The organism is Thermomonas sp. HDW16, from assembly GCF_011302915.1.
GTDB lineage: Bacteria > Pseudomonadota > Gammaproteobacteria > Xanthomonadales > Xanthomonadaceae > Thermomonas.
Window position 1 is genome coordinate 1,661,899 of the sequence record NZ_CP049872.1, and the last position, 25,448, is coordinate 1,687,346.

Consider the following 25,448-nt stretch of genomic DNA (forward strand, 5'->3'; position numbering starts at 1 on the left):
CAGCGAATAACGCGTTTCAGCGATCGGACAACAATCCGCGGCGACGGAACCACCATTCGACCGGCCAAGTAACGAGGGGCGGAATCGCCGCGAGCAGCGCGACCAGCAAGGCCCACATCGGCCAGCGCAGTCGCGTCGCGACCATCATGGTGGCGACCACGTAGGCAAGGAAGGCCAGGCCGTGCAAACGGCCGAACAACCACACGCCGACGTCGGTGGTCTCGGTCACGTATTTCAGGAACATGCCCAGCAGCAGGCCAGTCCAGGTCAGGGCTTCGATCAAGGCCATCGTAGCGAACAGCTTGCCGGTCTTGTTCATCGGTTGCAGGGGCGTCATCAGGACCTGTCTTCGTGGCGGTTTCAACCGGTCAACGCAACAGCCTGTCGGTAACGCTCAATTGGCGTCTCAAAGTTCAGCGTCTTGCGTGGCCGTTCGTTCAAGCGCCTAGCCACTTCATCGAGCTGGGTCTGGGTGAAGCCTGACACGTCGATTCCCTTCGGGAAGTACTGCCGCAGCAGGCCGTTGGTGTTCTCGTTCGACCCGCGCTGCCAAGGGCTCTGCGGATCGCAGAAGTAGACCTGGATGTCCGTGGCCAAGGTGAAGCGACGATGGTCGGCCAGCTCCTTGCCGCGATCCCACGTGAGCGACTGGTACAGCTGGTTCGGCAGCTGGCGCGCATGTTCGATCAGCGCGTCAACCACCGTCCTCGTGTCCTTACGATCGACCTTCACCAGCATCACGTAGCGCGTGCTGCGCTCAACCAGCGTGGCGATCTGGCTGTTGCCGCTGCCGAACAGCAAGTCGCCTTCCCAGTGCCCGGGAACGGCCCGATCCTCGACGTCGGCGGGCCGCTCGCGGATCGACACGGTGTCGCAGATTCGGCCGTGGTCTGCCGTCTTCTGGGTGTGGTGGCGGGAACGACGCATCGCCCGCGTCCGCCGCAGGTGCTCCAGGAGCTCTTTCTTCAGCGCGCCGCGCGACTGGATGAAGAGCGTGCGGTAGATCGTCTCGTGGGACACCTGGCAGGCCGCATCATTGGGGTAGGTGCGCATCAGCCAACCGGCGATCTGCTGGGGTGACCACTGCTGTTGCAGCTTGTCAGCCACCCGTTTCGCCAGCGCAGGATGCAGCGCCAGCTTACAAGTCTTCGGACGATGCGCCCGGTCCCACGCCGCCTGATCGGCGTGGCTGGCGCGGTACCGCTCGGCGCCGCCATTACGCAGGATCTCGCGGCTGATCGTCGACGGAGCCCGGCCAAGCGTCGTTGCAATCGAGCGGATCGAATGCCCAGCCACCAGCGCCCGCGACACATCTTCGCGCTCGGCTAGGGTTAAGGCGCGGACCGACCGGCAGCGAGCCGGCGGGCGGATACCACCAGTCGCAGCAAGAATCCCGCGCACCGACGTGTGGTGTCTGTCGAACAGCCTAGCGATCTGGTGGAGTGACTCGCCCTTCTGCCAGCGGTCCCACATCAGGCCCTTCTGGGTATCGGTGTATTGAATCCGGGTTCTTCGCTTCAACCGCAACACTCCCGCTGCCTGGGCAGCTAGCCATGTGTTGCATTGATCGTATGAAACCGCCGTGCAATGCGTTCATGGGTTGCAACGGCTGAATAAAACGCCCGGCATCGCCGGGCGTTTTCGTTCCGACGACGGATCGATCAGGCGGCGACGCCGTCGGCGACCTGCTTGTAATCCTCGATCTGGTCGAAGTTCATGTAGCGGTAGATCTCCGCGCCCTGCTCGTTGATCACGCCGATGTCGGCCATGTATTCGGCCTTGGTCGGGATCCGGCCCAGCCGCGAGCAGATCGCCGCCAGTTCCGCCGAGCCCAGGTAGACGTTGGAGTTGCGGCCAAGTCGGTTGGGGAAGTTGCGGGTGCTGGTGGAGAACACGGTAGCGCCTTCGCGTACCTGTGCCTGGTTGCCCATGCACAGCGAGCAGCCGGGCATTTCCATGCGCGCGCCGGCGCTGCCGAAGGTGCCGTAATGGCCTTCCTTGGTCAGTTCCGATGCGTCCATCTTGGTCGGCGGTGCCACCCACAGCCGCGTGGGAATGTCGCGCTTGCCTTCCAGCAGCTTCGCGGCGGCGCGGAAGTGGCCGATATTGGTCATGCACGAGCCGATGAACACTTCGTCGATCTTGGCACCGGCCACATCGGACAGGGTCTTCACATCGTCCGGGTCGTTCGGGCAGGCCAGGATGGGCTCATGCACGTCGGCCAGGTCGATCTCGATGACCGCGGCGTATTCGGCATCGGCATCGCCTTCCAGCAACTGCGGGTCGGCCAGCCAGGCTTCCATCTTCTCGATGCGCCGCTGCAGCGAACGCGGGTCGGCATAGCCTTCGGCAATCATCCACTTCAGCAGGGTGATGTTGCTGGTCAGGTATTCGATGATCGGTGCCTTGTCCAGCTTCACCGTGCAGCCGGCGGCGGAGCGTTCGGCCGATGCGTCGGACAGCTCGAACGCCTGCTCCACCTTCAGCTGCGGCAGGCCTTCGATCTCCAGGATCCGACCGGAGAAGATGTTCTTCTTGCCCTGCTTGGCCACGGTCAGCAGGCCCTGCTTGATCGCGTACAGCGGAATCGCGTTGACCAGGTCGCGCAGGGTCACGCCGGGCTGCATCTCGCCCTTGAAGCGCACCAGCACCGATTCCGGCATGTCCAGCGGCATCACGCCGGTCGCGGCGGCGAATGCGACCAGACCGGAGCCGGCCGGGAAGCTGATGCCCACCGGGAAACGGGTGTGCGAATCTCCACCGGTGCCCACGGTATCCGGCAGCAGCATGCGGTTGAGCCAGCTGTGGATCACGCCATCGCCCGGACGCAGCGAAATGCCACCGCGCGTGGAAATGAATTCCGGCAAGGTGTGGTGGGTTTTCACGTCCACCGGCTTCGGATAGGCGGCGGTGTGGCAGAAGCTCTGCATCACCAGGTCCGCGCTGAAGCCGAGGCAAGCCAAGTCCTTCAACTCGTCGCGGGTCATCGGGCCGGTGGTGTCCTGCGAACCCACCGAGGTCATCTTCGGTTCGCAGTAGGTGCCGGGACGCACGCCCTGCCCTTCGGCCAGGCCGCAGGCGCGGCCGACCATCTTCTGCGCCAGCGAGTAGCCCTTGCCGGTATCGGCCGGGTTCTGCGGCTGGCGGAACAGGGTCGATGCCGGCAAGCCGAGCGCTTCGCGCGCCTTGGCGGTCAGACCACGGCCGACGATCAGCGGGATGCGGCCGCCGGCGCGGACTTCATCGAACAGCACATCGGACTTGACCTGGAATTCGGCGATCACCTCGCCGTTCTTCAGCGCCTTGCCCTCGTACGGACGCAGTTCGACCACATCGCCCATGTCCATCTGCGAGACGTCGAGTTCGATCGGCAGCGCGCCGGCATCTTCCATGGTGTTGTAGAAGATCGGGGCGATCTTGCTGCCCAGGCACACGCCGCCGAAGCGCTTGTTGGGGATGTACGGAATGTCCTCGCCGGTCCACCACAGCACGGAATTGGTGGCGGATTTGCGGCTGGAACCGGTGCCGACCACGTCGCCGACGTAAGCGACCAAGTGCCCCTGGTTCTTGAGATCGGCGATCTGCTGGATCGGGCCGCGCTTGCCGTCTTCTTCAGGCACGAAGGCTGCGCCTTCGCGCTTGTTCTTCAGCATCGCCAGCGCGTGCATCGGGATGTCCGGACGGGTGGTGGCGTCCGGTGCCGGCGACAGGTCGTCGGTATTGGTTTCGCCCGGCACCTTGAACACGGTGATGGTCAGGCTTTCCGGCACTTCCGGCTTGCTGGTGAACCATTCGGCATCGGCCCAGCTCTGCAGCACGGCTTGGGCATTCACGTTGCCCTGCTTCGCCTTGGCCTGCACATCGTGGAAGGCATCGAACATCAGCAGGGTGTGCTTGAGCGCATCGGCGGCGACGGTGCCGACTTCGGCATCGTCCAGCAGCTCGATCAGCGGATGGATGTTGTAGCCGCCCAGCATGGTGCCCAGCAGCTCGGTGGCGCGGGCGCGGCTGATCAGCGCGTTGCGCTCAGTGCCGTGGGCAACGGCGGCAAGGTACGAAGCCTTCACCTTCGCCGCGTCGTCCACGCCGGCGGGCACGCGGTTGCTGATGAGGTCGAGCAGGAAGGTTTCCTCGCCCGGCGGCGGATCTTTCAGCAGTTCGATCAGGTCGGCGGTCTGCTGCGCGGTCAGCGGCAGCGGCGGGATGCCGAGGGCGGCGCGCTCGGCGGCGTGTTGGCGGTAGGCATGCAACATGGGGGAGTCTCCGGGAGAAAACGTGGAACTTGGTCAGAAATCGGGGTCAGGCCTTGGGCACGATCAGCTTCAGGCCCTTGAAGTAGTCGCGATGGAAGGCGGTGTCGTAGGTGATCAGCGCGTCGCATTGCAGCAGTGCGTGTGCGCCGACCAAGAAATCGGTGGTGGGACGGGTGTCGCCGCCACGTTGGCGCTGGCGGCGCTGCATCTCGCCGGCGCGCAGCGCGGATTTGGATTCGAGCACGCTGTAATGCACGCCCATTTCCTCCAGCGCGCCCAGCGCTTCGGCACCGTTGCGCAGGGAGGCGCAGACGATGGCTAGTGCGGCATCGCAGACCACCACACGGCCGCTGCCCAGCGCCTGGCGCAGGCAGGCTTCGGCAGCGTCGGCACGCGGGCCGTCGGTCAGCAGTTCGACCAGCACCGGGGCATCGACGGCGATCATCGGCTCAAGCCTTGTCGCCGCCGGCGGTGGCGTCCAACGCGAACTTGCCGCGCACGCGGGAAATCGCATCGTCCACGTGCTTGCTCAGCACGATGCGGCTGCCGTCCAGCTCCACCTTGAGCACGCTGCCCTTGGTCAGTCCCAGCGCATCGCGCACGGCCTTGGGCAAGGTGATCTGGCCGCGTTCGGCAACGGTGGCTTCCATCGGTACGCCCTCTTGAGTATGCAAGAATTATACATACTTCATCCGGCATACCCCAATTCGTCCAACCGTCACCGCGGCGTGCAGCGGCTGCCCTTAGACTTCAGGGTTTCCCCACGCGCCGCCGCCACCGCAGGAGCCCCTCATGGCCGATTCGTTCTCCACCCGCGCCCGCCTCGACGTCAACGGCAAGTCCTACACCTATTCCAGCCTTGCCAAGCTAGGCGAGCGCTTCGACCTGGCAAAGCTGCCCTACTCCATGAAAATCCTGCTGGAGAACCTGCTGCGCCACGAGGACGGCGGGATGACGGTAGGCCCGGAGCACATCGAGGCCGTCGCCACTTGGGATGCCAAGGCCGAACCCGCCACCGAGATCGCCTTCATGCCGGCACGCGTGGTGCTGCAGGACTTCACCGGCGTGCCCTGCGTGGTCGACCTGGCGGCGATGCGCGATGCCGTGGTCAAGCTGGGCGGCAAGGCCAGCCAGATCAATCCGCTGATTCCCTCGGAACTGGTCATCGACCATTCGGTGCAGGTGGATGTGTTCGGTCGCCCGGATGCGCTGGACCTCAACGGCAAGATCGAGTTCGAGCGTAACGCAGAGCGCTACAGCTTCCTGCGCTGGGGCCAGAAGGCATTCGGCAACTTCAAGGTGGTGCCGCCGAATACCGGCATCGTCCACCAGGTGAACCTGGAGAACCTCGCACGCGTGGTCATGGAACGCAGTGTCGATGGCGAACTGTGGGCGTTTCCGGACACCGTATTCGGCACCGACAGCCACACCACCATGATCAACGGCATCGGCGTGTTGGGCTGGGGCGTGGGTGGCATCGAGGCCGAAGCCGCGATGCTCGGCCAGCCGTCGTCCATGCTGATTCCGCAAGTGGTCGGCTTCAAGCTCACCGGCAAGCTGCCGGAAGGCACCACGGCCACCGACCTGGTGCTCACCGTCACCCAGATGCTGCGCAAGCACGGCGTGGTCGGCAAGTTCGTGGAGTTCTTCGGCGAAGGCCTGCAGCACCTGCCGCTGGCCGACCGCGCCACCATCGCCAACATGGCACCCGAATATGGCGCCACCTGCGGCATCTTCCCGATCGATGCCGAAGCCCTCACCTACCTGCGCCTGTCCGGCCGCAGCGAGGAGCAGATCGCGCTGGTCGAGGCCTATGCCAAGGCGCAGGGCCTGTGGCACGACGCCGATTCCCCGCACGCCACCTACTCCGCCACACTGGAACTGGACCTGGGCAATGTGCAGCCCTCGCTCGCCGGCCCCAAGCGCCCGCAGGATCGCGTGCTGCTGTCCGGCATGAAGGCCAACTTCAACGAGAACCTGGGCCCGATGACCGCCAGCCGCGCTGCCGTGGGCTGCGCGATCAACAAGCTGGACAGCGAGGGCGGCGACCAGGAACAGGCCAATCGATTGGCGGCCAAGCCGATCTCGAAGATCAGCCTGGAAGACGGCGAACACCACCTGACCGATGGCTCGGTGGTGATCGCCGCCATCACCTCCTGCACCAATACCTCCAACCCGGCGGTGATGCTGGGCGCTGGCCTGCTGGCACGCAACGCGGCGGCCAAGGGGTTGAAGGCGGCACCGTGGGTGAAGACTTCGCTCGGGCCGGGCTCGCTGGTGGTCACCGATTACCTGAAGAAAGCCGGCGTGTTGGCTGATCTCGAAAAACTCGGTTTCTACGTGGTCGGCTACGGCTGCACGACTTGCATCGGCAATTCGGGCCCGCTGCCGCAGGCGGTGAGCAAGGGCATCGCCGAGAACGATCTGGTGGTCGCCTCGGTACTGTCCGGAAACCGCAACTTCGAAGGCCGCGTGCATCCCGAAGTGAAGATGAACTACCTGGCCAGCCCGCCGCTGGTGGTGGCCTACGCGATTGCCGGCACCATCGACATCGACCTGGTCAACGAACCGCTCGGTCAGGATCAGGCCGGCAACGACGTCTACCTGCGCGACATTTGGCCGAGCAACAAGGAAATCGGCGACACCATCGCCGCCACCGTGGGCCCGGAGCTGTTCAAGCAGAACTACGCCGATGTGTTCAAGGGCGATTCGCGCTGGAACCAGATTGCCTCGCCGGAAGGTGAGTCATTCGAGTGGGATGCCGCTTCGACCTACATCAAGAACCCGCCCTACTTCGACGGCATGACCATGCAGGTCGGCGGCATCGACGATATCGACGGCATGCGCGTGCTCGGCCTGTTCGGCGATTCGATCACCACCGACCACATCAGCCCGGCCGGCAATATCAAGCAGGACTCGCCTGCCGGCCGCTTCCTGGTCTCGCGCGGCGTGCAGCCGGCCGACTTCAACAGCTACGGCAGCCGTCGCGGCAACGACGACGTGATGGTGCGCGGCACCTTCGCCAATATCCGCATCAAGAACCTGATGTTCAGCGGCGAGGAAGGCGGCAACACGCTGTATTTCGCACCGGGCAGCAGCACCGGCGAGAAGCTGGCGATCTACGATGCCGCGATGAAGTACAACGCCGACGGCGTGCCGCTGATCGTGCTGGCCGGCAAGGAATACGGCACCGGTTCCAGCCGCGACTGGGCGGCCAAGGGCACCAATCTGCTCGGCGTGAAGGCGGTGATCGCCGAGAGCTTCGAGCGCATCCACCGCAGCAACCTGGTGGGCATGGGCGTGCTGCCGTTGCAGTTTCTCAATGGGCAGAATGCGGCCGCGCTGGGGCTGGACGGTTCGGAAGTGTTCGAGATCGCGGGGCTACAGGACGGCGCCGGCAAGATCGCCAAGGTCAGCGCCCGCAAGGCCGATGGCACGGCGACCACGTTCGATGCCAAGGTGCTGCTGCTGACGCCGAAGGAAGTCGAATACTTCCGCAATGGCGGCCTGCTGCAGTACGTGCTGCGGCAGTTGGCCAGCCGCAAGACGGCTTGACGGTCGATGCTGGATCAAACGGAAGGCGGCGAAAGCCGCCTTTCGTGTTTGCGGCTCAGAGATTCGGCGTCCAGCTGGCGTTGAGCAGCTTCCACTCCCCGTCCACCAGCCGCCAACCGGTTTCCACCTGGTAGACCTGCCCGCTGTCCGGCAACAGGCCGCCGGATCCACCGGTGGCGAGCACGCTGAAGCGCGCGATGGCATCGTTGTTGCCGCGCAGTTCCACGTCGACCGGGCCGACTTTCGCCGCGACATCGCGATGGCGCAGGAAAACCGCAGCCGCAAGTTGACGTACGCCGCGCCGATCCATGCCCTCGTTGCCGATGAAATCATCGGCCAGCAATGCGTCGATATCGCCGGCATCGCGCGCATCGATGGCGGTTTGCATCGCCTCGACCTGCTTGCGCACGGCCTGTTCCGGATCGTTTCGTCCGCAACCACCGAGCAGCAACGAAGCTGTGATCACGATGATTGCGGCAGAACGCTGAAACCCGCGAAATTGCTGCATTGCGGCATACCTCCTTTCTTGCCGAATCGCCTTGTCACTGATTGGAGCCTATGCTGAAATCGACTGCAATCCATACGCCGGCGAATATGACGGCGTTCACTCGCAGGGGAGCAGTGCATGAGTTCCGAACGTCCTTGGTTGGCCCACTACCCCGCTGGCGTGCCGGCCGAAATCGACATGGACGAGTTCGCCGCGATCACCGATGTCTTCGATGCGGCACTGCTCAAGTACCGCGACAATCCCGCCTTCTCCAACATGGGCAAGACGATCAGCTATGCCGACCTGGAGCGCTTGAGCCGCGATTTCGCCGGCTACCTGCTCGGCGAGCTGAAATTGAAGAAAGGTGATCGCGTCGCGATCATGATGCCGAACTGCCTGCAATACCCGGTCGCGGTGCTTGGCGTGCTGCGCGCCGGCCTGACCGTGGTCAACACCAATCCGATGTATACCGCGCGCGAGCTGAAGCACCAGCTCGTCGACTCCGGCGCCACCGTGCTGGTGGTGCTCGACAATTTCGGCAACGTCGCGCAGGAAGTGCTGGCGCAGGTGCCGGGCGTGCGTGCGGTGACCACCGGCCTCGGCGACATGCTCGGTTTCCCGAAGGGCATGATCGTCAACTTCGTGCTCAAGCACGTGAAGAAGATGGTGCCCGATTACGACATCCCCGGTGCCGTGCGTTTCCGCGACACCCTCACCCTGGGCCGCATGCACCAATTGCCCGAGGTGAAGAATGCGGCGGAAGACCTTGCCTTCCTGCAATACACCGGCGGCACCACAGGCGTATCCAAGGGCGCGATGCTCACCCACCGCAACCTGGTCGCCAACATGCAGCAGGCGGCGGCGTGGGTGGGCACGAACATCCGGCTTGGCAATGAGCTGATCGTCACCGCGTTGCCGCTGTACCACATCTTCGCATTGACGGCGAACTGCCTGGTGTTCATGAAGTTCGGCGCGCACAACCACTTGATCACCAACCCGCGCGACATGCCCGGCTTCGTCAAGGAGCTGAAGGCGATCCCGTTCACCGCGATCACCGGCGTCAACACGCTGTTCAACGGTTTGCTCAACACTCCGGGTTTTTCCGACATCGATTTTTCCAAGCTGCACCTGACCCTGGGCGGCGGCATGGCCGTGCAACGCGCGGTGGCCGACAAGTGGAAGCAGGTCACTGGTACCACCTTGGCCGAGGCCTATGGCTTGACCGAGACCTCACCCGCAGTCTGCATCAATCCGCTTGACCTGGCGGCTTATAACGGTTCGATCGGCTTGCCGATTTCTTCCACCGATGTCTGCATCAAGGACGACGACGGCAACCTGCTGGGGATCGGCGAGATCGGCGAATTGTGCGTCAAGGGGCCGCAGGTCATGCGCGGCTACTGGCAACGTCCGGAAGAAACCGCGAAGGTCATCGATGCCGATGGCTGGTTGCATACCGGCGACGTGGCGCGGATGGATGAGCAGGGTTATTTCTACATCGTCGACCGCAAGAAGGACATGATCCTAGTGTCCGGCTTCAACGTGTATCCGAACGAGGTCGAGGACGTGATCGCGATGATGCCTGGCGTGTTGGAAGTGGCCGCGATCGGCGTGCCGGACGAGAAGTCCGGCGAAGCGGTGAAAGTCTTCATCGTCAAGAAGGACACGGCCCTTACCGTTGATGCGGTGAAGGCGTTCTGCCGTGAAAACCTCACAGGTTACAAGCAGCCGAAGTTCGTCGAGTTCCGCGATGAGTTGCCGAAGAGCAATGTCGGCAAGATCCTGCGCAAGGAATTGCGGGAGCCGCCCAAGGGCTGAGTCCTTGCCCCCGTAACGGCAAACGAAGCCCCGAGCGGCCATCCGGGGCTATTTTGCTTGCACTTCGCCGTTTTTAGGCGCATAGAGGCCGCACGGGCCTCCTCTCTCGACATCCCCCTGACCCCTGCCGGCCAGGCCCGGGCTGGCATTACTTGTCGGAGCGATCATGTCCACCCTGGAAAAGCTGAACCCCGTCCCGCGTTACTCCACACTGCGCATTACCGAAAGCGCGGATGCAAGCGTGCATTGGTGCCACATGCATGCCGATTTGGCCGACAACCCGGGACGGGCCTGTTTCAAGCCGGCGTTGGTGAACGAGATCATCCAGTACCAATGGTCGCTCGCCGATCGCATGCGCCGTGCGCGCGGCGAGGACGGCGCTGGCCTGCAACATGTCGTGCTGGCTTCGGACTGCGATGCCTTCAACCTGGGCGGTGATCTCCAGTATTTCTGCGACTCGATCAGGCGCCAGGATCGCCATGCCCTGCTCACCTACGCGCGCCAGTGTGTGCGTGGCGTGCATGCGTTCCATACTGGGTTGGATGCCGGCGCGCACAGCATCGCCTTGGTGCAGGGTGATGCGCTCGGTGGCGGGTTCGAAGCGGCGCTCAGCTGCCACACCATCGTGGCGGAGGAAGGCGTGGGCATGGGTTTGCCCGAGGTACTGTTCGACCTGTTCCCCGGCATGGGCGCCTACTCGTTCCTGTGCAAGCGCATCGCCCCGCACCAGGCGGAACGCATGATGCTGTCCGGCGACGTACTCAGCAGCGACGAGTTGTACAAGATGGGGCTGGTCGACATGCTGGTGCCTCGCGGACAGGGCGTGCAGGCCGTCGAAGACGTGATCCGGGCCAATCGCCGGATTCCGCATGCGCGTGCCGCCATGCACCGGGTGCGCGCGATGTCGCAGCCGGTCACCTTGGAGGAAATGATGGCGATCACCGAAGTCTGGGTGGACACCGCCATGCAGCTCGGCGAGAAATCGATGCGTACGATGGAACGTCTCGTCCGTGCACAGTACAAGCGCCATGGAACGCCTGCCGCCGTATCGGCCTGACGATCACGTCGATGCGTCTTCGCCTCGCGCGGGCTGCCACGTCCCGCGCGCCGCTAGCGCTTGTTCGCCTTGGCGCTGGCGTTCGACAAGCGTGGCCACATACTGCCGCCAGTGGCGCGCCAGTTCGAAGCCATTGGTCTTCATGATTTCACCGGCCTGGGCCGCGACCTGAATCAGTCCCAGGTTGCCGGCGATACCCTTGAGCGCATGTGCTTGGTCGCGGAACTCTTCCCATTCGTCGTTTTCGCCGGCCCGGCGCATCCGTGCCAGCGCGACCCGCGCGTCGGCGACGCACTGGCCGACGAAATCTGCCTCGAACGCCGAGCCCATGCCCAGCGCGGACAACTCGTCCAGCACCTCCGGGTCGAGGATGCCGGAGGCGATCACGCTGGGCGGGTTGCGTGGTTCCTCGAGTTTCCCCAGCGTGCCGCCGGAGGCGATCTCCGCGATCGCATCCAGCAGTTTCGATACCGCGAACGGTTTGGGAATATAAGCGCGGGCGCCGGCATTGGTGCAGGCGAGCACGGACTCCGGGGTGGCGTCCGCGCTGAGCACAACGATCGGAGTACGATCGCGCGAGCCGGCTTCCATCACCCGCAATTGGCGCAGCAAATCGATGCCGCTCAGCCTCGGCATGTGCAGGTCGACGATAGCCAGGTCGAAACTGTCCGCGGCCAATGCATCCAGCGCGACTTCGCCATCATCGACCATCAGGATGCGGTGCCCTGCCTTCTGCAGCACGCCCTGCAACACCATGCGGTTGGCGGCATGGTCGTCGGCAATCAGCACGTGCAGCGGCCTGACTCGGGCGCGGTGACGGAGGAAGGGATCGGCGAACGCGATCACATTGTCGCCTGCCCCGCCACGCGCGGCCGATCGCGGCGCTTGCGCGCTGGCAACGGCTGAATCCGCGGTGGCGATGGGTATTTCGAAGGGCAATTCGACCCAGAAGCGACTGCCGATGTTCTCGCTGCTTTCGAAGCCGATCGAACCGCCCATCGCCTCGGTCAGGCCTTTGGCAATGGTGGTGCCCAGCCCGGTGCCGCCGTGCTTGCGCGACAGGCTGTTGTCGGCTTGTTCGAACGCTTCGAACAGTTTCGCGCGTGCCGAAGCGGGTATCCCGATGCCGGTGTCCGATACGGTGAAGCGCAGGCGTTGCCGCGTGGCGCTCGCCGAGTCGGCAAGCGCAACCTGCAGCCGCACTTCGCCCGAAGGCGTGAACTTGATCGCGTTGCTGAGCAGGTTCAACAGCACCTGGCGCAGATGGCCAGGATCGCCGCGCAGGCGGGTGGAAACGTCGCTCGAGATGTCGATGACATAGTCCAGCTGGCGTGCACGCGCATCCGGCTTCAGGATCAGCTCAATCTCGTCAAGCAGGCCGCGCAGCTCGAATTCCTCAAGCTTGACCTTGAGCTTGCCGGCCTCGATCGCCGAGATGTCGAGCACGTCCTCCACCAGCGCCAGCAGCGAACGCGCGGCGGCCTGGATCGTCTCCAGGTAGCCACGCTGTTCGGAATCCAGCCGGGTGCTGGCCAGCAACTCCGACATGCCGGACAAGCCATTGAGCGGCGTGCGGAATTCGTGGCTCATGTTGGCCAGGAAAAGGCTCTTGGCCTGGTTCGCGCGCCGTGCATCGCCGATCGCCGTGGTCAGTGCCTTGAGCAGCGAGGCGAAGTACAACGGTACTGCGACCAGCCCCACCAGCAAACCCCACGACAGATACGGATTATCCAGCCAGTACGGCGTGCTGCGCATCATCAACAGGAACGACAGGGTGGCGAGCCCGGTGGCCGCGAACAGGTACTGCGTGCCGTAACGCATGCCGTTGCCGATCGTCACCCACAGGTACACGGCGTACAGCGGAGATGCGGTTTCCCCCTGCAGATGCATGACGCCGCCCATCGCCGCATAGTCCGCGAGCATGCCGATCCAACGGCGCAGGCTGGAGGGCGCGGGCGACAGCAGGATCGCGACCAGCAGGCCGACCGAAAGCACCCATTCGCCGACCAGGATCCACCAGGTGGCGACCAAGGCAGTGCTGCCACCACCGCGGACTTCCCAGCCCAGGTAGGCGGCGAACAAGCTGGTGATCGCGATGCGCACGAAGACTTGCGCATGCTCGCTGTCCGCACGTCCGTGCAGGCGCGACTGCATCCAGTGCAGTCCCGCACGCATGGTTCAGTGCATCTCCGGCTGTGGCACGACCTGGGAATAGCGTTCGCAGATTTCGTGCAGGCGCGGCAGGTTGTCCATCAATGCGCGTACACAGCGCGGATCCAGCATCTTGCCGCTCTGGCTCTCGATGAATTCCAGGGCTTCGTCGATGCTCCATGCCCGCTTGTAGGGGCGCGGCGAGATCAACGCATCGAAGATGTCGGCCACGGTCACGATCCGCGCCTCGATCGGGATATTGTCGCCCGCCAGGCGATCCGGATAGCCGGTGCCGTCGTAGCGTTCGTGGTGATGCCGGGCGATGGTCGCCCCGACCTGGATGAAACGGTTGTGGCTGTCTTGCAGGAGCTCATAGCCGATGCCGGGATGCAGCTGCATGCGCTTGCGTTCGCCCTCGTCCAGCGGGCCAGGCTTCATCAGCAGTGAATCGGGAATCGCGATCTTGCCGATGTCGTGCAGCGGGGCGGCCAGTTCGATGGTGCGTACCTGCTCCTCCGGCAACCCCATTCCTTCGGCGACCAGCCCGGCGACATGGGCCATTCGCTCGAGATAGGCGCTGGTACCCGTGTCGCGCAGTTCGATCGCACGCGCCAGGCGCGACAGCGTTTCGCGCTCGCGTTCCTCGACTTCATGCATGCTGGCCAGCAACCGCTGCTCCAGCGACAGCGCACGTTGCTTCACGGATTCGGATTGCTGGCGCAGTTGCAGCAGGTTGCGGCAGCGCGCACGCAATTCGCGCGGGCGGATGGGCTTGACCAGGAAATCGATCACCCCGGCATCGAGCGCAGCCTGTCGTACCGGCTCGTCACCAACCACGGTGACCAGCACGATCGGCACATCGCGGTTGCGCAGCGGCTTGCGGAACGCCCTGGCCAGTTCCAGCCCGTCCATGCCCGGCATCCGGTAATCCAGCAACAGGAGATCCGGCAGGTGCTCGTTGCACCATTCGAGCGCGGCGTCCGGTTCGCTGAAATCGTGTACCGCCAACTGCGGACTGATGTCCTGCACGATATGACGCAGCATCGTGCGCGCAGAGGCTTGATCATCGACGATCACGATGTCCATGCAGTGCCCCTTCGTGGCTGAATACGGGATCGCCGTGTGATGGCATCGTCCCCGTAAATTGTTCACATGGCAAGTGATGCAAAAATCATGCCGCCTGCGCATACGCAGGTGTATCGGCGTGGACACGGAAGGACGTAGCGGATCTTCGAGCGATCCGAACCCGCTTCACCCGTGTGTTTGCTCGGGGCGCATGTACGGGAACAGCAGCACGTCACGAATCGAGGACGAACCGGTCAGCAGCATCACCAGCCGGTCGATGCCCACGCCCAGCCCGCCGGTGGGCGGCAGGCCCACTTCGAGCGCACGGATGTAATCGGCGTCGTAGTGCATGGCTTCGTCGTCGCCGCCCTCCTTCGCCTCGACCTGGGCGCGGAAGCGCGCCGCCTGGTCTTCCGGATCGTTGAGCTCGGAGAACCCGTTCGCCAGCTCCTTGCCGCCGATGAACAATTCGAAGCGGTCGGTGATGCCGGGTTCGCTGTCGGACTCGCGCGCCAGCGGGCTGACTTCCACTGGGTAATGGGTGATGAAGGTGGGCTGGATCAGGCCGGTTTCCACCGTCTTCTCGAAGATTTCCAGCAGCAGCTTGCCCCAGCCATAGCCCGGCTTCACGTGCACGCCCAGGCGTGCGCAATGCGCGGCCAGCGCATCGCGGTCGCGGGAGTCGGCAACGGAAATCTCCGGGTTGAGTTCGCGCACCGCCTCTTCCAGCTTCCAGCGACGGAACGCGGGGGCGATGTCGATGCTGTTGCCGTCCCACTCGAACACGGTCTTGCCCATGGCTTCCACGGCGACATCGCGGATCATGCCTTCGGTCAGGTCCATTACCTCGATGTACGAGGCATAGGCTTCGTACAGTTCGAGCATGGTGAATTCCGGGTTGTGGCGGGTACTCACGCCTTCGTTGCGGAAGTTGCGGTTGATCTCGTAGACGCGCTCCAGGCCACCCACGGTCAGCCGCTTGAGATACAGCTCCGGTGCCACGCGCAGGAACAGATCGAGATCCAGCGCGTTGTGGTGGGTGGTGAACGGCTTGGCGGTGGCGCCACCGGCGATGTAATGCATCATCGGCGTTTCCACTTCCAGGAAGCGGCGCGCGTCCAGCCAGCGGCGGATGCCGGAGACGATGCGCGAACGCGCGATGAACACTTCACGCGCCTCAGGCGTAACGATCAAATCGACATAGCGCTGGCGATAGCGTTGTTCCACGTCGGCCAAGCCATGGAACTTGTCAGGTAGCGGGCGCAGCGATTTCACCAGCAGGCGCAACGAATCCGCCTTGACCGACAGTTCGCCGGTCTTGGTGCGCATCAGCCCGCCTTCGGCGGCGACGATGTCGCCGATGTCCCAACCCTTGAACGCGTCGTAGGTCTCGCCCAGCGCCGTGCTCTGCATGAACAGCTGGATGCGCCCGCTCATGTCCTGCACGGTGGCGAACGCGGCCTTGCCCATCACCCGCTTGGCCAACAGGCGGCCGGCGATGGCGACGCGGCGGCCGGTGGCTTCCAGCGCCTCGCCGGTCCATGCCTCGGCGTCCGCGTAATCGTCCTGCAGGTCGCTGGCGTAATCGGCGCGACGGAAGTCGTTGGGGAAGGCGATGCCCTGCCCGCGCAGCGCGGTGAGCTTGGCGCGGCGCTCGGCGATCAGGTGGTTTTCGTCGGCGTGCGGAGCGGTGTTGGTGTCGGTCATTGGGATGCTTCGTCGAATGTGGGGTGGGCGATGCGGATGTTGACGCGGCTCAGGCCGCGTCGATCCGTTTCGACCCGGCCTCCAGCCCGGACTTCAGGCTGGCTTCCACGAATTCGTCGAGGTCGCCGTCCAGCACCTTCTGCGTATCGCTGCGTTCGATGCCGGTGCGCAGGTCCTTGATCCGGCTCTGGTCCAGCACGTAGTTGCGGATCTGGCTGCCCCAGCCGATGTCGGACTTGGTCGCTTCCAGCGCGTCCTTCTCCGCATTGCGCTTCTGGATCTCGAGCTCGTAGAGCTTGGCCGCCAGCATCTTCATCGCGTTGTCGCGGTTCTGGTGCTGGCTGCGCCCGGTCTGGCAGGCGACCACGGTATTGGTCGGGATGTGGGTGATGCGCACCGCCGATTCAGTCTTGTTGACGTGCTGGCCACCGGCGCCGGACGAACGGTACACGTCGGTGCGTAGGTCGGCGGGATTGATGTCGATCTCGATGTCGTCGTCCACTTCCGGCGACACGAACACGCTGGTGAAGCTGGTGTGGCGACGGTTGTCGGAGTCGAACGGCGACTTGCGCACCAGCCGGTGCACGCCGATCTCGGTCTTCAGCCAGCCGTAGGCGTAATCACCTTCGACGCGCACGGTGGCGGACTTGATGCCGGCCACGTCGCCGCCGCTGACTTCCATCAGCTCGGTCTTCCAGCCGCGCGATTCCGCCCAGCGCAGGTACATGCGCAGCAGGATCTCGGCCCAGTCCTGCGCCTCGGTGCCGCCGGCACCAGCCTGGATATCGACGAAGGCATTCGCCGAATCCATCTTGCCGGAGAACATGCGTTGGAATTCGAGCTGTTCAACGCCCTTCTCGAAACGGTCGACGTCGTCCACCACCGCCAGTGCGGTGTCTTCGTCGTCTTCCATCTCGGCGAGTTCCAGCAGCTCGTTGCCGCCGGCCAAGCCTTCCTTCAGCTCGCGCAGGCCGTTGACGGTCTTGTCGAGCATGGAACGCTCGCGCCCCAGTGCCTGCGCCCGTTCCGGGTCGTTCCAGATGTCCGGGTTCTCGAGTTCACGTTCTACTTCTTCCAGGCGTTCGCGCTTGGCGTCGTAGTCAAAGAAACCCCCTCAGCGCATCCAGCCGACCGATGAGGTCAGCGATGCGCTGGCGGATGGGATTGAGTTCGATCATGGGGCTCAAGTACTGCAAAATGGTCGCGGATTTTAACAGCTTGCCGGCACTGCGCCCGCAAATCGGCGGCAATGCCTGTCGATGGCCCAACGCAGGAGACGACCATGCCGCGGTTCAAGATCGGCGACCACGTGACCTGGAACTCCGAGGCGGGTCGGGTCAGCGGCCATGTCGTGAAGTTCCACACCCGCGATTTCGACTACAAGGGGCATACCCATCACGCCTCGCCCGACAGGCCGCAGTACGAGATCAAGATCGACAAAACCGATCATGTCGCGGCCCACTACGGCGAGGCACTGACTCGACTGGCCGACTGAGGCGGTCACGCCGCCCCAGCCGGCCTGCGATCATTTGACCTCGAACTCGCCCACCAGCACGGATTCGTCCTTGCCGGACAGGCGCAAGGTCACGGTCTGGTCCTGCTGCTTGGGCGTGGCCCAGCCGGTGCTCAGTCGCAACGTCAGCGTGGTGGCGCCGGTGACAATCTGCTGGCGGTCGCCGAAGAAATGCGCCTGCACCTTGTACTTGCCGGGCTTGGCGTGATGCAGCACGAATTCCTCGGGGCCGTAGCCGCCGGTGAAGTCGTCGGAGATCAGCCCGCCCTGGTAGGTCAGCGTGTGCGAGTAATAGCATTTCTCGCCATTCGGGTCGGTGACCCACAGGTCCATGTCGCTGTTGTCGCTGTCCCACGACAGGGCCACGCGCAAGTCAAGCGGCATGTTCTTCAGCAGGCGCGCATCGATGAAGCCGGTGTCCAGCGGCTTCGGGCTGGTGGCGATCACCTGGTTCATCTCGTTCAGCGCCACCAGTTCGATTTCCGCGAAACGGCCATCCCACTGCCCCGCCACCACGTTGTACAGGTGGCGGATCGCTTCCTGCCGTTCATCGCTGGCGGCCAGCGCCAGGCCGAGGTCGCGATGGCTCTGCGGCTCCTCGTCGGCCATCGCCAGCACCTGCCGGAACACCTGCACCGCACGCGCGTATTCCTTCGCCTGCATCAGCCGATACCCCAGCACGCGCAGCACGTGGCGATTCTCCAGCTGCAGTTCGGCCAGGTTGGACAGCACGCGCAGGGCGAGGCCGCGCTGGCCGCGCTGCAGCAGCAGGTCGGCCACGTCGAGGTAGAACGCGGTGCTGTCGGCGTGGCTGTCGCGTTCGTCGAGGTAAAGGGTGTAGAGCTGGTCCGCGGATGCGTCGCGCAGGCGTCGCGCGTATGGAGAATCCGGCTCCCAGGGCTGCAGGCGGATCACCGCGCCGCCTGCGGATTCCGGGCCGGCCGCACTGCCTACAACCGTCACCGAATCCAGTGTCGAGGCATTACCAGCGGCCGCGGACGCAGATGCTGAACTTGGGGTATCGACAGCGCGCGGAATATCGAGGACAACCGGCGGCTCCGCCGGTGCCGGCGGCGGAGCCATCGCACGGGATTCATCGCGTTCACGCTCGGCGACAGCGGCAGCAACGGCCACCTTCTGCTTCGCGTCTTCGACCGTTGGCTTGCCCTTCGGGAACTCGTGCTCCCACCAGGCGGCGCGCTCGGCGAATGCCTGCGCGACGTTGTCCAGCCGTTCGCTGCGCGAGGCTTCGCGCGTGCGCAGTTGCTCGATGCGGATCGCCGTCAACTGCGTTTGCAGCGCGGGCGGCGCGGGAATGTCGTAACGGACATAGTCCGCCGGATCGTCCAGCACCAGCAGTGAACTGCCGGCGGTGACCAGGCCGAAGGCATTGCCAAGGCGGGCGATCGCGGCCTGGTTGCGCTCCGGCTCGGCGGACAGCGCTTGCATGCGCCACGCGGCCCACGCCTGCGACACCTGCTCACGCGCTTCGTCGGTGGACGATACCGGCACGTCGACCGTGTGGCGCCCCGCGGCGTCTTCCAGCGTGATCGAGAGCCTGCCCGTCGGTTCACGCAGGCGCCCGGCCACGCGCAGCAGGCCATCGTCGATCCAGCGCGACTGTGCCACCACGTCCTCCACACCGGCGCCGTCCAACGCCAGCACGTGCGCGCCGTCTTCCAGCAGCGCACGCGTTGCAGCAGCCAATCCGTCGCGGCCCTGCCAGGCCACCAGGCGGCCGCCGCGGCTTTCGGCCAGCGCGGACAAGCGCGTGGCATCCGCATCACTGGTGGAGGCCAGCGCATACAGGCGCTGCCCCGGAAGCATGCCGGGCAGCGCGGTCCCGCCGTAGTTCTGCATACCGTCGCTGACCAGCAAGACTTCCGATGCGCTGCGTTCCGGCGTCCAGTCGGCAAGATCGGTCGCGCCGTCGTACACCACCGAGGCCAAAGCCTTGCGCAACTCCGCCCATGCGCCGGCGCGCACCTGGAACGCGCCGGCGTTCACGCCCACGTCGCGCAGCAGGCGCAGGTGGACGCGACCCTCGCCCATCGCCTTGAAGTAGCGATCCAGCAATTCCAGTTCGCCCGCGTGGTCGCGCTTGTGGCCCGATGCCGAGGCATCCCACAGCAACATGACGTCATGCGGGATCGCGCGTGGTTTCGATGTCGATGCCACCGGCACCTCGGCCAGCACGTAATGCGCATCGGCCTGGACGCCGGCATACACCTGCGTCGAAGTCGTGACCGCGAAGCGCAACGCCAAGCCGTGCCGCGCATCGATGCCGGCACGCGGAATGTCGACGGCGAACCCGTCCCCTTCGCGCTTGAGCGCAGCCTTCGCGAACGCCCCCAGCAACTCCGGCGGCTTGCGCCCGCGCACATGCAACGCGAAGCCCGGGGCCTCGGCCAGCAATTGCAGCGGAAGCTGCAGGCGCCAGGCATCGCCGTCGCGACGCATGGCCTCATCGATCACCAGCCGCACCTGGCGGGTGCCGCGCGCCGGGATCGGGTAGATGCGCAGGCGGAAATGGTTGCCGGCCACCTGCTCCAGCAGCGCCGGATCGACATTGCGGCGCTCGATGCTCTCGAACACCTGCCGTCCGCGTTCCTTCGGCACCGGCACCGCGTCGCGCATCGTGCCGTCGATGTCCAGCGCAAAGCCGGTGACCTGCTGGCCAGCCTGCAACGGGAACTCGAGGCTGCCCTCGAGCTGACGATCGTTCGGATTGCGCAGGGTCAGCAGCAGCGTGGTGCGGGCAATGCTGCCGATGGCCTCGACATCGACCGCCGCCCGTTCCAGCCGGACCGGCGTTTTCGCGTCGGGCGCGGCGACCAGCGGCCGTGGCCGCAGCGTCACGTCTGGGTGCGCGCGTTGCGCGGCAGTGTCCACGCTCAAGCCGAACGCAGCCGTCACCGCTGCCAGCATCAGCAGGCGTTTCATCATGTGCATTTCCCCAAGAAAGAATTGGTTGGCATCCCCGCCAACGTGCGACCAGCGTGAACGGGGTTGCATGCCAGGCGCAAGCCTAGCCAGAACGTTGCCGCAAACCGGCGCGATGGGTTCGGCTGCACGGCAGGCGGCTGCCGTCCTTCATGTGCACGCGGGCATCGCCGGTGTCCAGTGGCTCGATCGAGGCCACGTGGTCGAGGTTGACGATGTAGCTGCGCTGGATGCGCACGAAGCGTTCCGGATCGAGCTTGGCCTCGACGCCGGCGATGGTGCTGCGCAGCGGGTAGTCGTGGCCGCGCACGTGCAGGTTCACGTAATTGCCGGAGGCCTGCAGCCATTCGATGTCGTTGGCCGCGACCAGGAATTCGCGGCCGAGCTTGCGGACGAGGAAACGCTCAGGCCGGTCCAGCGGCTCCACGGGTAGCCCCTCGTCGGGAGCCGAAAGCAGGCTGGCCTCGCCCTGCAGGCGGCGCATGACGAAGCGGTAGCCCTCGATGGTCAGCACCACGCCTGCGTATGAGCGCACGTCCTTGAGGTATTCGTAGCCGAATTCCCATAGCCACGGGCTGAAGTCGTAATCCAGGCCCTGGCTGGCGTAGACCGCCTTGCGGATCGCCACCATGCCGGCGACATGCAACGCCGACCAGGCGACGCTGCCCAGCAGGTGCAGCGGCAGCATCCGTTTCCAATTGTCCAGGTGCAGCGGCCAGCGGCGGGTGAACCAGACCATGGCCGGCACCAGGGCCAGCGCCATCAGCGCACTGCTCGCCTCCCACACCGGCGGTTGCCAGACGGCGAAACCGAGGTCCAGCCGGCGTACGTCCATGTTGGCAGTCAGGCTGTTGCCGATCGCGCTGACCAGGTAGCTGAGGACCCAGAACCCGACTTCGACGCTGCGCCGCCACGGCTGGTAACGCTGGTAGAAGGTCGGCTCGGGGGAATCCATCGGCGCATTGTAAGAGCGGCACCCGTCCAACCCGTCCCGGCTCGTCCCTGCGGTCCGCGTCCTGTCACCAAACCGCGTCAAACGGTCACTTCAGGCTGGCAGCAACATCGCCTCGCGCGAACGCTGGCCGCAGTTTTCCATCGGACGACCGCCATGCATCGCCGCCACGACCTCGACTGGGTGCGCATCCTCGCCTTCGCCCTGCTCGTCCCCTACCACGTGGGCATGTACTACGTGAGCTGGGACTGGCACGTCAAAAGCCCGCAACTGGTGCCCGCGCTGGAACCGCTAATGATCCTCAGCGCGCCCTGGCGGTTGTCCCTGCTGTTCCTGGTGTCGGGGGTGGCGACCGCGTTCCTGAAGGCGAAGCTGCCGGCCGGCTTCCTGCGCCAGCGGTCGTGGCGGTTGTTGTTGCCGCTGCTCTTCGGCATGTACGTGGTGGTGCCGCCGCAGGCCTATCTGGAACTGATCGAAAAGGTCCCTGGCGGCTATCACGCGGGCTACCTTGGCTTCATGGGCCAATACCTGCAAGGCGGCGACATCCATTGCATGGCACCGCATGACTGCGTCGATGGCCCAACCTGGAACCACCTGTGGTTCGTCGCCTATCTGTGGGTCTACACACTCGCGCTGTGTGGCTGCCGCCTGCTGCCGCAATCGTGGCGCGACAAGACCGCTCGCTTGGTGCGCCTCTCCAGCAGTGGGCCGGGACTGCTGTGGTGGCCGATGCTGTGGCTGATCGCCGCGCGCGTGCTGGTCTACCCACACTTCCCTTCCACCCACGACCTCACCGACGACGCCTACAACCACCTGCAATACGGCCTGATGTTCGCCCTCGGTTACCTGTTGGCGAAGGTGGAAGCGCCCTGGGAGCAGCTGCGGCACCATCGGCATTGGATGCTGGGCATCGCGCTTGCCAGCTACGTCGCGATGATCGCCGGCTATCTGCAGTTCGATGACCTCGACCACATCCCGGCCGGCCCGCTCGCCGTCCTGCACGCGCTGTGGGGGGCGATGGAATGGTCGGCGATCGCCGCCATCCTCGGTTATGCGCGGGCATGGAATCCGAAGGACAGCCCGTTGCTGCGCTATCTCACGGCCGCGATATTTCCCTTCTACATCCTCCACCAGACCGTGATCGTGGTGCTTGCGCACAACCTGAAGCCGCTGCGCATCGTGCCCGCCATCGAGGGGCCATTACTGATCGTGGCCACGTTCGCCCTGTGCCTGCTCGGCTACGAGGTCATCCGTCGCATCGGCTGGCTGCGCCCGCTGTTCGGACTCAAGCGGGCGTCGAATCCGTCGCCGCTTCCCGATGCACGACCACTAGCTGGATAGCATCGCCACCGCGGTAATCGTCCGGGGCGAGGCGATAGGCGATGCGCACCCGCGACGGCGGCGCATTGCCCTCCCAGCCACCGAAGTGGATGGCGTTCAGCCGCTTCGATCCCGCGCCAAGTTCCAGTTTCAGATGGCGCTCGCCGACGATGCGCCAGCCCAGCACCACGAATTCGCCGTCGAACAACGGTTCGGGATACGCCTGTCCCCAATGGCCGCCATCGCGCAGGGCGATGGCGGTATCGATGGCGAACTCATGCGCATCGAGTTCGCCATCGCTCCACAGCTCGGCCTGCAGCAAGGCGGGGTCGAGCATCGCCGCCGCCGCGACACGTACCGCGGTTTCGAATGCCGGCAGGTTTGCTCGATCCAATGTGAGGCCAGCGGCCATCGCGTGTCCGCCGAAGCGCACGATCAGCCCCGGATGCGTCGTATCCACTGCCGCCAGCAGGTCGCGGATATGCAGGCCGGCGATCGAGCGCGCCGAGCCGCGCAGTTCATCGCTGCCCGGCTGCGCGGGGGCGAACACGAACGCCGGGCGATGCGCGCGTTGCGCAAGCCTTGATGCGACCAGCCCGATCACGCCCGCATGCCAAGCCTCGTCGTGCAGCACCAGCACCGGCGGCGCGGCGTCGAGCGTCGGCAACAGCCGCGCCAGCACCGCCTCGGCGTCGTCGGTGGTCTGTTGCTGCAACTCGCGGCGATCGCGATTGATTGCATCCAGCGTGCCGGCCAATTCGCGCGCGCGTACGGGGTTATCCTCGAGCAGGCATTCGATGCCCAACGCCATGTCCTCCAACCGCCCGGCCGCATTGATGCGCGGCCCGATGGCAAAGCCGATGTCGCTGGTTGTCAGCGTCGCTTCGCGGCGCGTGGCTACCTCGACCAGTGCACGCAAGCCCGCGCAGCCATGCCCTGCGCGCAAGCGCCGCAAGCCCGCGCCGGCCAGCGCGCGGTTGCAGGCATCCAGCGGCACCAGATCGGCGACCGTACCCACCGCGACCAGGTCGAGCAGGCTGGAAAGATCGGGCTCGCCTGCCGCGAAAGCACCTGCATCGCGCAGGTGCCGGCGCAAGGCCAGCAACAGGTAGAACATCACGCCCACGCCGGCCAAGGCGCGGCTTCCGAAGGCGTGGTTCGGCAGGTTCGGATTCACGATGGCATCGGCGGCGGGCAAGGTTTCGCCGGGCAGGTGGTGGTCGGTAACCAGCACCTGCCAGCCACGCGCCTTCGCCGCGGCGATGCCGGCATGGCAAGCGATGCCGTGGTCCACCGTGACCAACAACTCCGGCTGCAATGTCGCGAGTTCGTCGATCAAGCCCGGCGTCAGGCCGTAGCCATGCACCGCGCGATTGGGCACCGCATAGGCGACATCCGTCGCCCCGAGCATCCGCAACCCGCGCACGCCTACCGCGCAGGCGGTGGCGCCATCGCAATCGAAGTCGGCGACGACCACGATGCGGCGTTGCCGCGCGATCGCCTCCTGCAACAGCGCGACGCCCGCTTCGATGCCGGGCATCTCATCCGGCGCCGGCAGGTCGGCCAGTCGCGGCATCGCCTGCGCCGGATTGCCTGCGCCGCGGGCGGCATGCAGGCGTCGCAACAGTGGCGGGTACTCCGCCGGCCAGTCGCCGGCGGTGCCCGGCTCGCGACGGCGGATGCGCGGTGCCGCGTTCACGACTGGAAGGCCTGCGGCTTGCGCCAGAAGCGCCAGCGCTGGTTCGCGCGCAAGGTGAACACCTGCCCATCGGCGAAATCGAGCACGACGTCGCGCCGCGCTGCCGAGCTCGCGGCAGGCGACAGCCAGCGCTCGACCGTCGCGCGCGCATCGCGTGCGTCGCGCAAGTCGACCAGTGCATCGTCGATTTCGGTGTTCGTGCAGGCAGCGAGCGGCATGGCATCGAGCTTGCCGATGCGGGCGATGCCGTGCAGCAGGACATCGTCCGAATACAAGGTCGGGCGATCGCTGGCGATGCTGTCGGGCAACAGCCCGCCGCCCCAGAACCACAGCGAATTGATCGGCGGCTTGCCGGCCGCGATGCGCTCGGCATTGCGCGGATGGTTGTGCAGCGTCACCTGCGCCTCGCTGGACAACACGCGCCAGCGTCGTGCTTCCGGGGCGTCGGGGATGTGTTCGAACACATCGTCGCCCAACGCATCGTCCGGCGAAGTGAACGCCGGCAGCTTCGCCTCGCGCGGCAAACGCAGGTACCAGCGCGAGGGCGTCGGCGCGTCGAGGATGAAGCCGGCGTCGCCGAACAACGAGCGCAGCGCGGGCAGGAAGGCATCGACGTCGGCCTGTTCGATGCCCAGCGCGTCGCCGATGCCGAGCAGGCGCGCACCATTGATGTCGGGACGGATATACGCCGGATCCGCGCGCAGCCAGGCATTCAGGCGCGCATCGCCCTCATCGGTATCCACGACACGCGTCAGCGCCGCATCGCTCCAGCGGTTCGGCAACAGACGGAAGTGGCGCGACAACTGCGCCTGCCTGCCCGCGTCATGCGCGGCGCGATCCGCCTTGCCCAGCGCCTTCGCCAAGTCCGCCGGCAATGGGAGGCCGGCGGACTTCGCGGTGGAGGGCAACAGCAGCGTCAGCCGCGCCACGA

The 25,448-nt window shown here is 65.3% G+C and carries 19 protein-coding genes; 5 read left to right on the plus strand and 14 right to left on the minus strand.

From position 1 onward, the window contains the following. Positions 1 to 16: 16 nt before the first annotated feature. From G7079_RS07775 to G7079_RS07795, 5 genes are all read right to left on the minus strand, one after another. On the minus strand, positions 17 to 337 hold the full coding sequence (locus tag G7079_RS07775; protein ID WP_240906142.1) for a DUF3817 domain-containing protein: 321 nt from the start codon (positions 335 to 337) through the stop codon (positions 17 to 19). Between the two features lie 23 nt (positions 338 to 360). Then, complete coding sequence (locus tag G7079_RS07780; RefSeq protein WP_166054920.1) at positions 361 to 1,521, minus strand: IS30 family transposase; 1,161 nt, start codon at positions 1,519 to 1,521, stop codon at positions 361 to 363. Between the two features lie 140 nt (positions 1,522 to 1,661). Further along, complete coding sequence (locus tag G7079_RS07785; protein ID WP_166056765.1) at positions 1,662 to 4,253, minus strand: bifunctional aconitate hydratase 2/2-methylisocitrate dehydratase; 2,592 nt, start codon at positions 4,251 to 4,253, stop codon at positions 1,662 to 1,664. 46 nt (positions 4,254 to 4,299) lie between these two features. After that, complete coding sequence (locus G7079_RS07790; protein WP_166056766.1) at positions 4,300 to 4,698, minus strand: type II toxin-antitoxin system VapC family toxin; 399 nt, start codon at positions 4,696 to 4,698, stop codon at positions 4,300 to 4,302. A gap of 4 nt (positions 4,699 to 4,702) precedes the next feature. After that, complete coding sequence (locus tag G7079_RS07795) at positions 4,703 to 4,903, minus strand: AbrB/MazE/SpoVT family DNA-binding domain-containing protein (protein WP_166056767.1); 201 nt, start codon at positions 4,901 to 4,903, stop codon at positions 4,703 to 4,705. 142 nt (positions 4,904 to 5,045) lie between these two features. On the opposite strand from G7079_RS07795, the gene acnA reads away from it, so the two are divergent. Next, positions 5,046 to 7,808 carry an aconitate hydratase AcnA gene (acnA, locus tag G7079_RS07800; protein WP_166056768.1) on the plus strand — a complete coding sequence of 921 codons (2,763 nt, stop codon included), beginning with the start codon at positions 5,046 to 5,048 and terminating at the stop codon, positions 7,806 to 7,808. Between the two features lie 55 nt (positions 7,809 to 7,863). On the opposite strand, the gene G7079_RS07805 is transcribed toward acnA, so the two are convergent. Beyond that, entirely contained in the window at positions 7,864 to 8,274 is a 411-nt protein-coding gene (locus tag G7079_RS07805) for a nuclear transport factor 2 family protein (protein ID WP_240906143.1), read from the minus strand. 159 nt (positions 8,275 to 8,433) lie between these two features. Here G7079_RS07805 and G7079_RS07810 point away from each other — a divergent pair, with 159 nt between their 5' ends. Next, positions 8,434 to 10,110, plus strand: coding sequence for an AMP-binding protein (locus tag G7079_RS07810; RefSeq protein WP_166056770.1), 1,677 nt, complete (start codon positions 8,434 to 8,436; stop codon positions 10,108 to 10,110). Between the two features lie 166 nt (positions 10,111 to 10,276). Next, entirely contained in the window at positions 10,277 to 11,167 is an 891-nt protein-coding gene (locus G7079_RS07815; RefSeq protein ID WP_166056771.1) for a crotonase/enoyl-CoA hydratase family protein, read from the plus strand. A gap of 3 nt (positions 11,168 to 11,170) precedes the next feature. Here G7079_RS07815 and G7079_RS07820 read toward each other — a convergent pair whose 3' ends face one another. The 4 genes from G7079_RS07820 to prfB all read right to left on the minus strand — a co-directional run bounded on the left by G7079_RS07820 (position 11,171) and on the right by prfB (position 17,268). After that, entirely contained in the window at positions 11,171 to 13,342 is a 2,172-nt protein-coding gene (locus G7079_RS07820) for an ATP-binding protein (RefSeq protein WP_166056772.1), read from the minus strand. Between the two features lie 3 nt (positions 13,343 to 13,345). Beyond that, positions 13,346 to 14,404 carry a two-component system response regulator gene (locus G7079_RS07825; protein WP_166056773.1) on the minus strand — a complete coding sequence of 353 codons (1,059 nt, stop codon included), beginning with the start codon at positions 14,402 to 14,404 and terminating at the stop codon, positions 13,346 to 13,348. Positions 14,405 to 14,569: 165 nt separating this feature from the next. Beyond that, the gene (gene lysS, locus G7079_RS07830) at positions 14,570 to 16,090 is read right to left on the minus strand and encodes a lysine--tRNA ligase (protein ID WP_166056774.1); all 1,521 of its coding nucleotides are present in this window, start codon (positions 16,088 to 16,090) and stop codon (positions 14,570 to 14,572) included. 49 nt (positions 16,091 to 16,139) lie between these two features. Beyond that, positions 16,140 to 17,268, minus strand: a protein-coding gene (gene prfB, locus G7079_RS07835; RefSeq protein ID WP_166056775.1) for a peptide chain release factor 2 whose coding sequence is annotated in 2 segments (ribosomal slippage) — positions 16,140 to 17,192 and positions 17,194 to 17,268 — 1,128 coding nt in all. Because the reading frame shifts where the segments join, the coding sequence is not laid out codon by codon here. A gap of 104 nt (positions 17,269 to 17,372) precedes the next feature. Here prfB and G7079_RS07840 point away from each other — a divergent pair. Continuing rightward, a complete protein-coding gene (locus G7079_RS07840; RefSeq protein ID WP_166056776.1) occupies positions 17,373 to 17,585 on the plus strand; it encodes a DUF2945 domain-containing protein in 213 nt (70 codons plus the stop codon). Positions 17,586 to 17,615: 30 nt separating this feature from the next. Here G7079_RS07840 and G7079_RS07845 read toward each other — a convergent pair whose 3' ends face one another. Together G7079_RS07845 and G7079_RS07850 are read right to left on the minus strand one after the other, a co-directional pair. After that, positions 17,616 to 20,549, minus strand: coding sequence for a VIT domain-containing protein (locus G7079_RS07845; RefSeq protein WP_240906144.1), 2,934 nt, complete (start codon positions 20,547 to 20,549; stop codon positions 17,616 to 17,618). 82 nt (positions 20,550 to 20,631) lie between these two features. After that, positions 20,632 to 21,501: a LytTR family DNA-binding domain-containing protein gene (locus G7079_RS07850; protein WP_166056777.1), complete on the minus strand. Its 870-nt coding sequence runs from the start codon at positions 21,499 to 21,501 to the stop codon at positions 20,632 to 20,634. A 153-nt stretch (positions 21,502 to 21,654) separates the two neighbouring features. On the opposite strand from G7079_RS07850, the gene G7079_RS07855 reads away from it, so the two are divergent. Then, a complete protein-coding gene (locus tag G7079_RS07855) occupies positions 21,655 to 22,839 on the plus strand; it encodes an acyltransferase family protein (RefSeq protein WP_166056778.1) in 1,185 nt (394 codons plus the stop codon). Here G7079_RS07855 and recJ read toward each other — a convergent pair. Then, entirely contained in the window at positions 22,784 to 24,517 is a 1,734-nt protein-coding gene (gene recJ, locus G7079_RS07860) for a single-stranded-DNA-specific exonuclease RecJ (RefSeq protein ID WP_206203189.1), read from the minus strand. The two genes, G7079_RS07855 and recJ, sit on opposite strands and share 56 nt — an antisense overlap. After that, entirely contained in the window at positions 24,514 to 25,446 is a 933-nt protein-coding gene (locus tag G7079_RS07865; RefSeq protein WP_166056779.1) for a phosphoglycerate mutase, read from the minus strand. The genes recJ and G7079_RS07865 overlap by 4 nt, the downstream gene beginning before the upstream one ends. Positions 25,447 to 25,448: the final 2 nt, after the last annotated feature.

Coding starts and splice junctions, on each gene's coding strand:
- G7079_RS07775 (WP_240906142.1), bottom strand. CDS start 337: ATGACGCCCCTGCAACCGATGAACAAGACCGGCAAGCTGTTCGCTACG.
- G7079_RS07785 (WP_166056765.1), bottom strand. CDS start 4,253: ATGTTGCATGCCTACCGCCAACACGCCGCCGAGCGCGCCGCCCTCGGC.
- G7079_RS07790 (WP_166056766.1), bottom strand. CDS start 4,698: ATGATCGCCGTCGATGCCCCGGTGCTGGTCGAACTGCTGACCGACGGC.
- G7079_RS07795 (WP_166056767.1), bottom strand. CDS start 4,903: ATGGAAGCCACCGTTGCCGAACGCGGCCAGATCACCTTGCCCAAGGCC.
- acnA (WP_166056768.1), top strand. CDS start 5,046: ATGGCCGATTCGTTCTCCACCCGCGCCCGCCTCGACGTCAACGGCAAG.
- G7079_RS07810 (WP_166056770.1), top strand. CDS start 8,434: ATGAGTTCCGAACGTCCTTGGTTGGCCCACTACCCCGCTGGCGTGCCG.
- G7079_RS07815 (WP_166056771.1), top strand. CDS start 10,277: ATGTCCACCCTGGAAAAGCTGAACCCCGTCCCGCGTTACTCCACACTG.
- G7079_RS07820 (WP_166056772.1), bottom strand. CDS start 13,342: ATGCGTGCGGGACTGCACTGGATGCAGTCGCGCCTGCACGGACGTGCG.
- G7079_RS07825 (WP_166056773.1), bottom strand. CDS start 14,404: ATGGACATCGTGATCGTCGATGATCAAGCCTCTGCGCGCACGATGCTG.
- lysS (WP_166056774.1), bottom strand. CDS start 16,090: ATGACCGACACCAACACCGCTCCGCACGCCGACGAAAACCACCTGATC.
- G7079_RS07840 (WP_166056776.1), top strand. CDS start 17,373: ATGCCGCGGTTCAAGATCGGCGACCACGTGACCTGGAACTCCGAGGCG.
- G7079_RS07845 (WP_240906144.1), bottom strand. CDS start 20,549: ATGATGAAACGCCTGCTGATGCTGGCAGCGGTGACGGCTGCGTTCGGC.
- G7079_RS07850 (WP_166056777.1), bottom strand. CDS start 21,501: ATGGATTCCCCCGAGCCGACCTTCTACCAGCGTTACCAGCCGTGGCGG.
- G7079_RS07855 (WP_166056778.1), top strand. CDS start 21,655: ATGCATCGCCGCCACGACCTCGACTGGGTGCGCATCCTCGCCTTCGCC.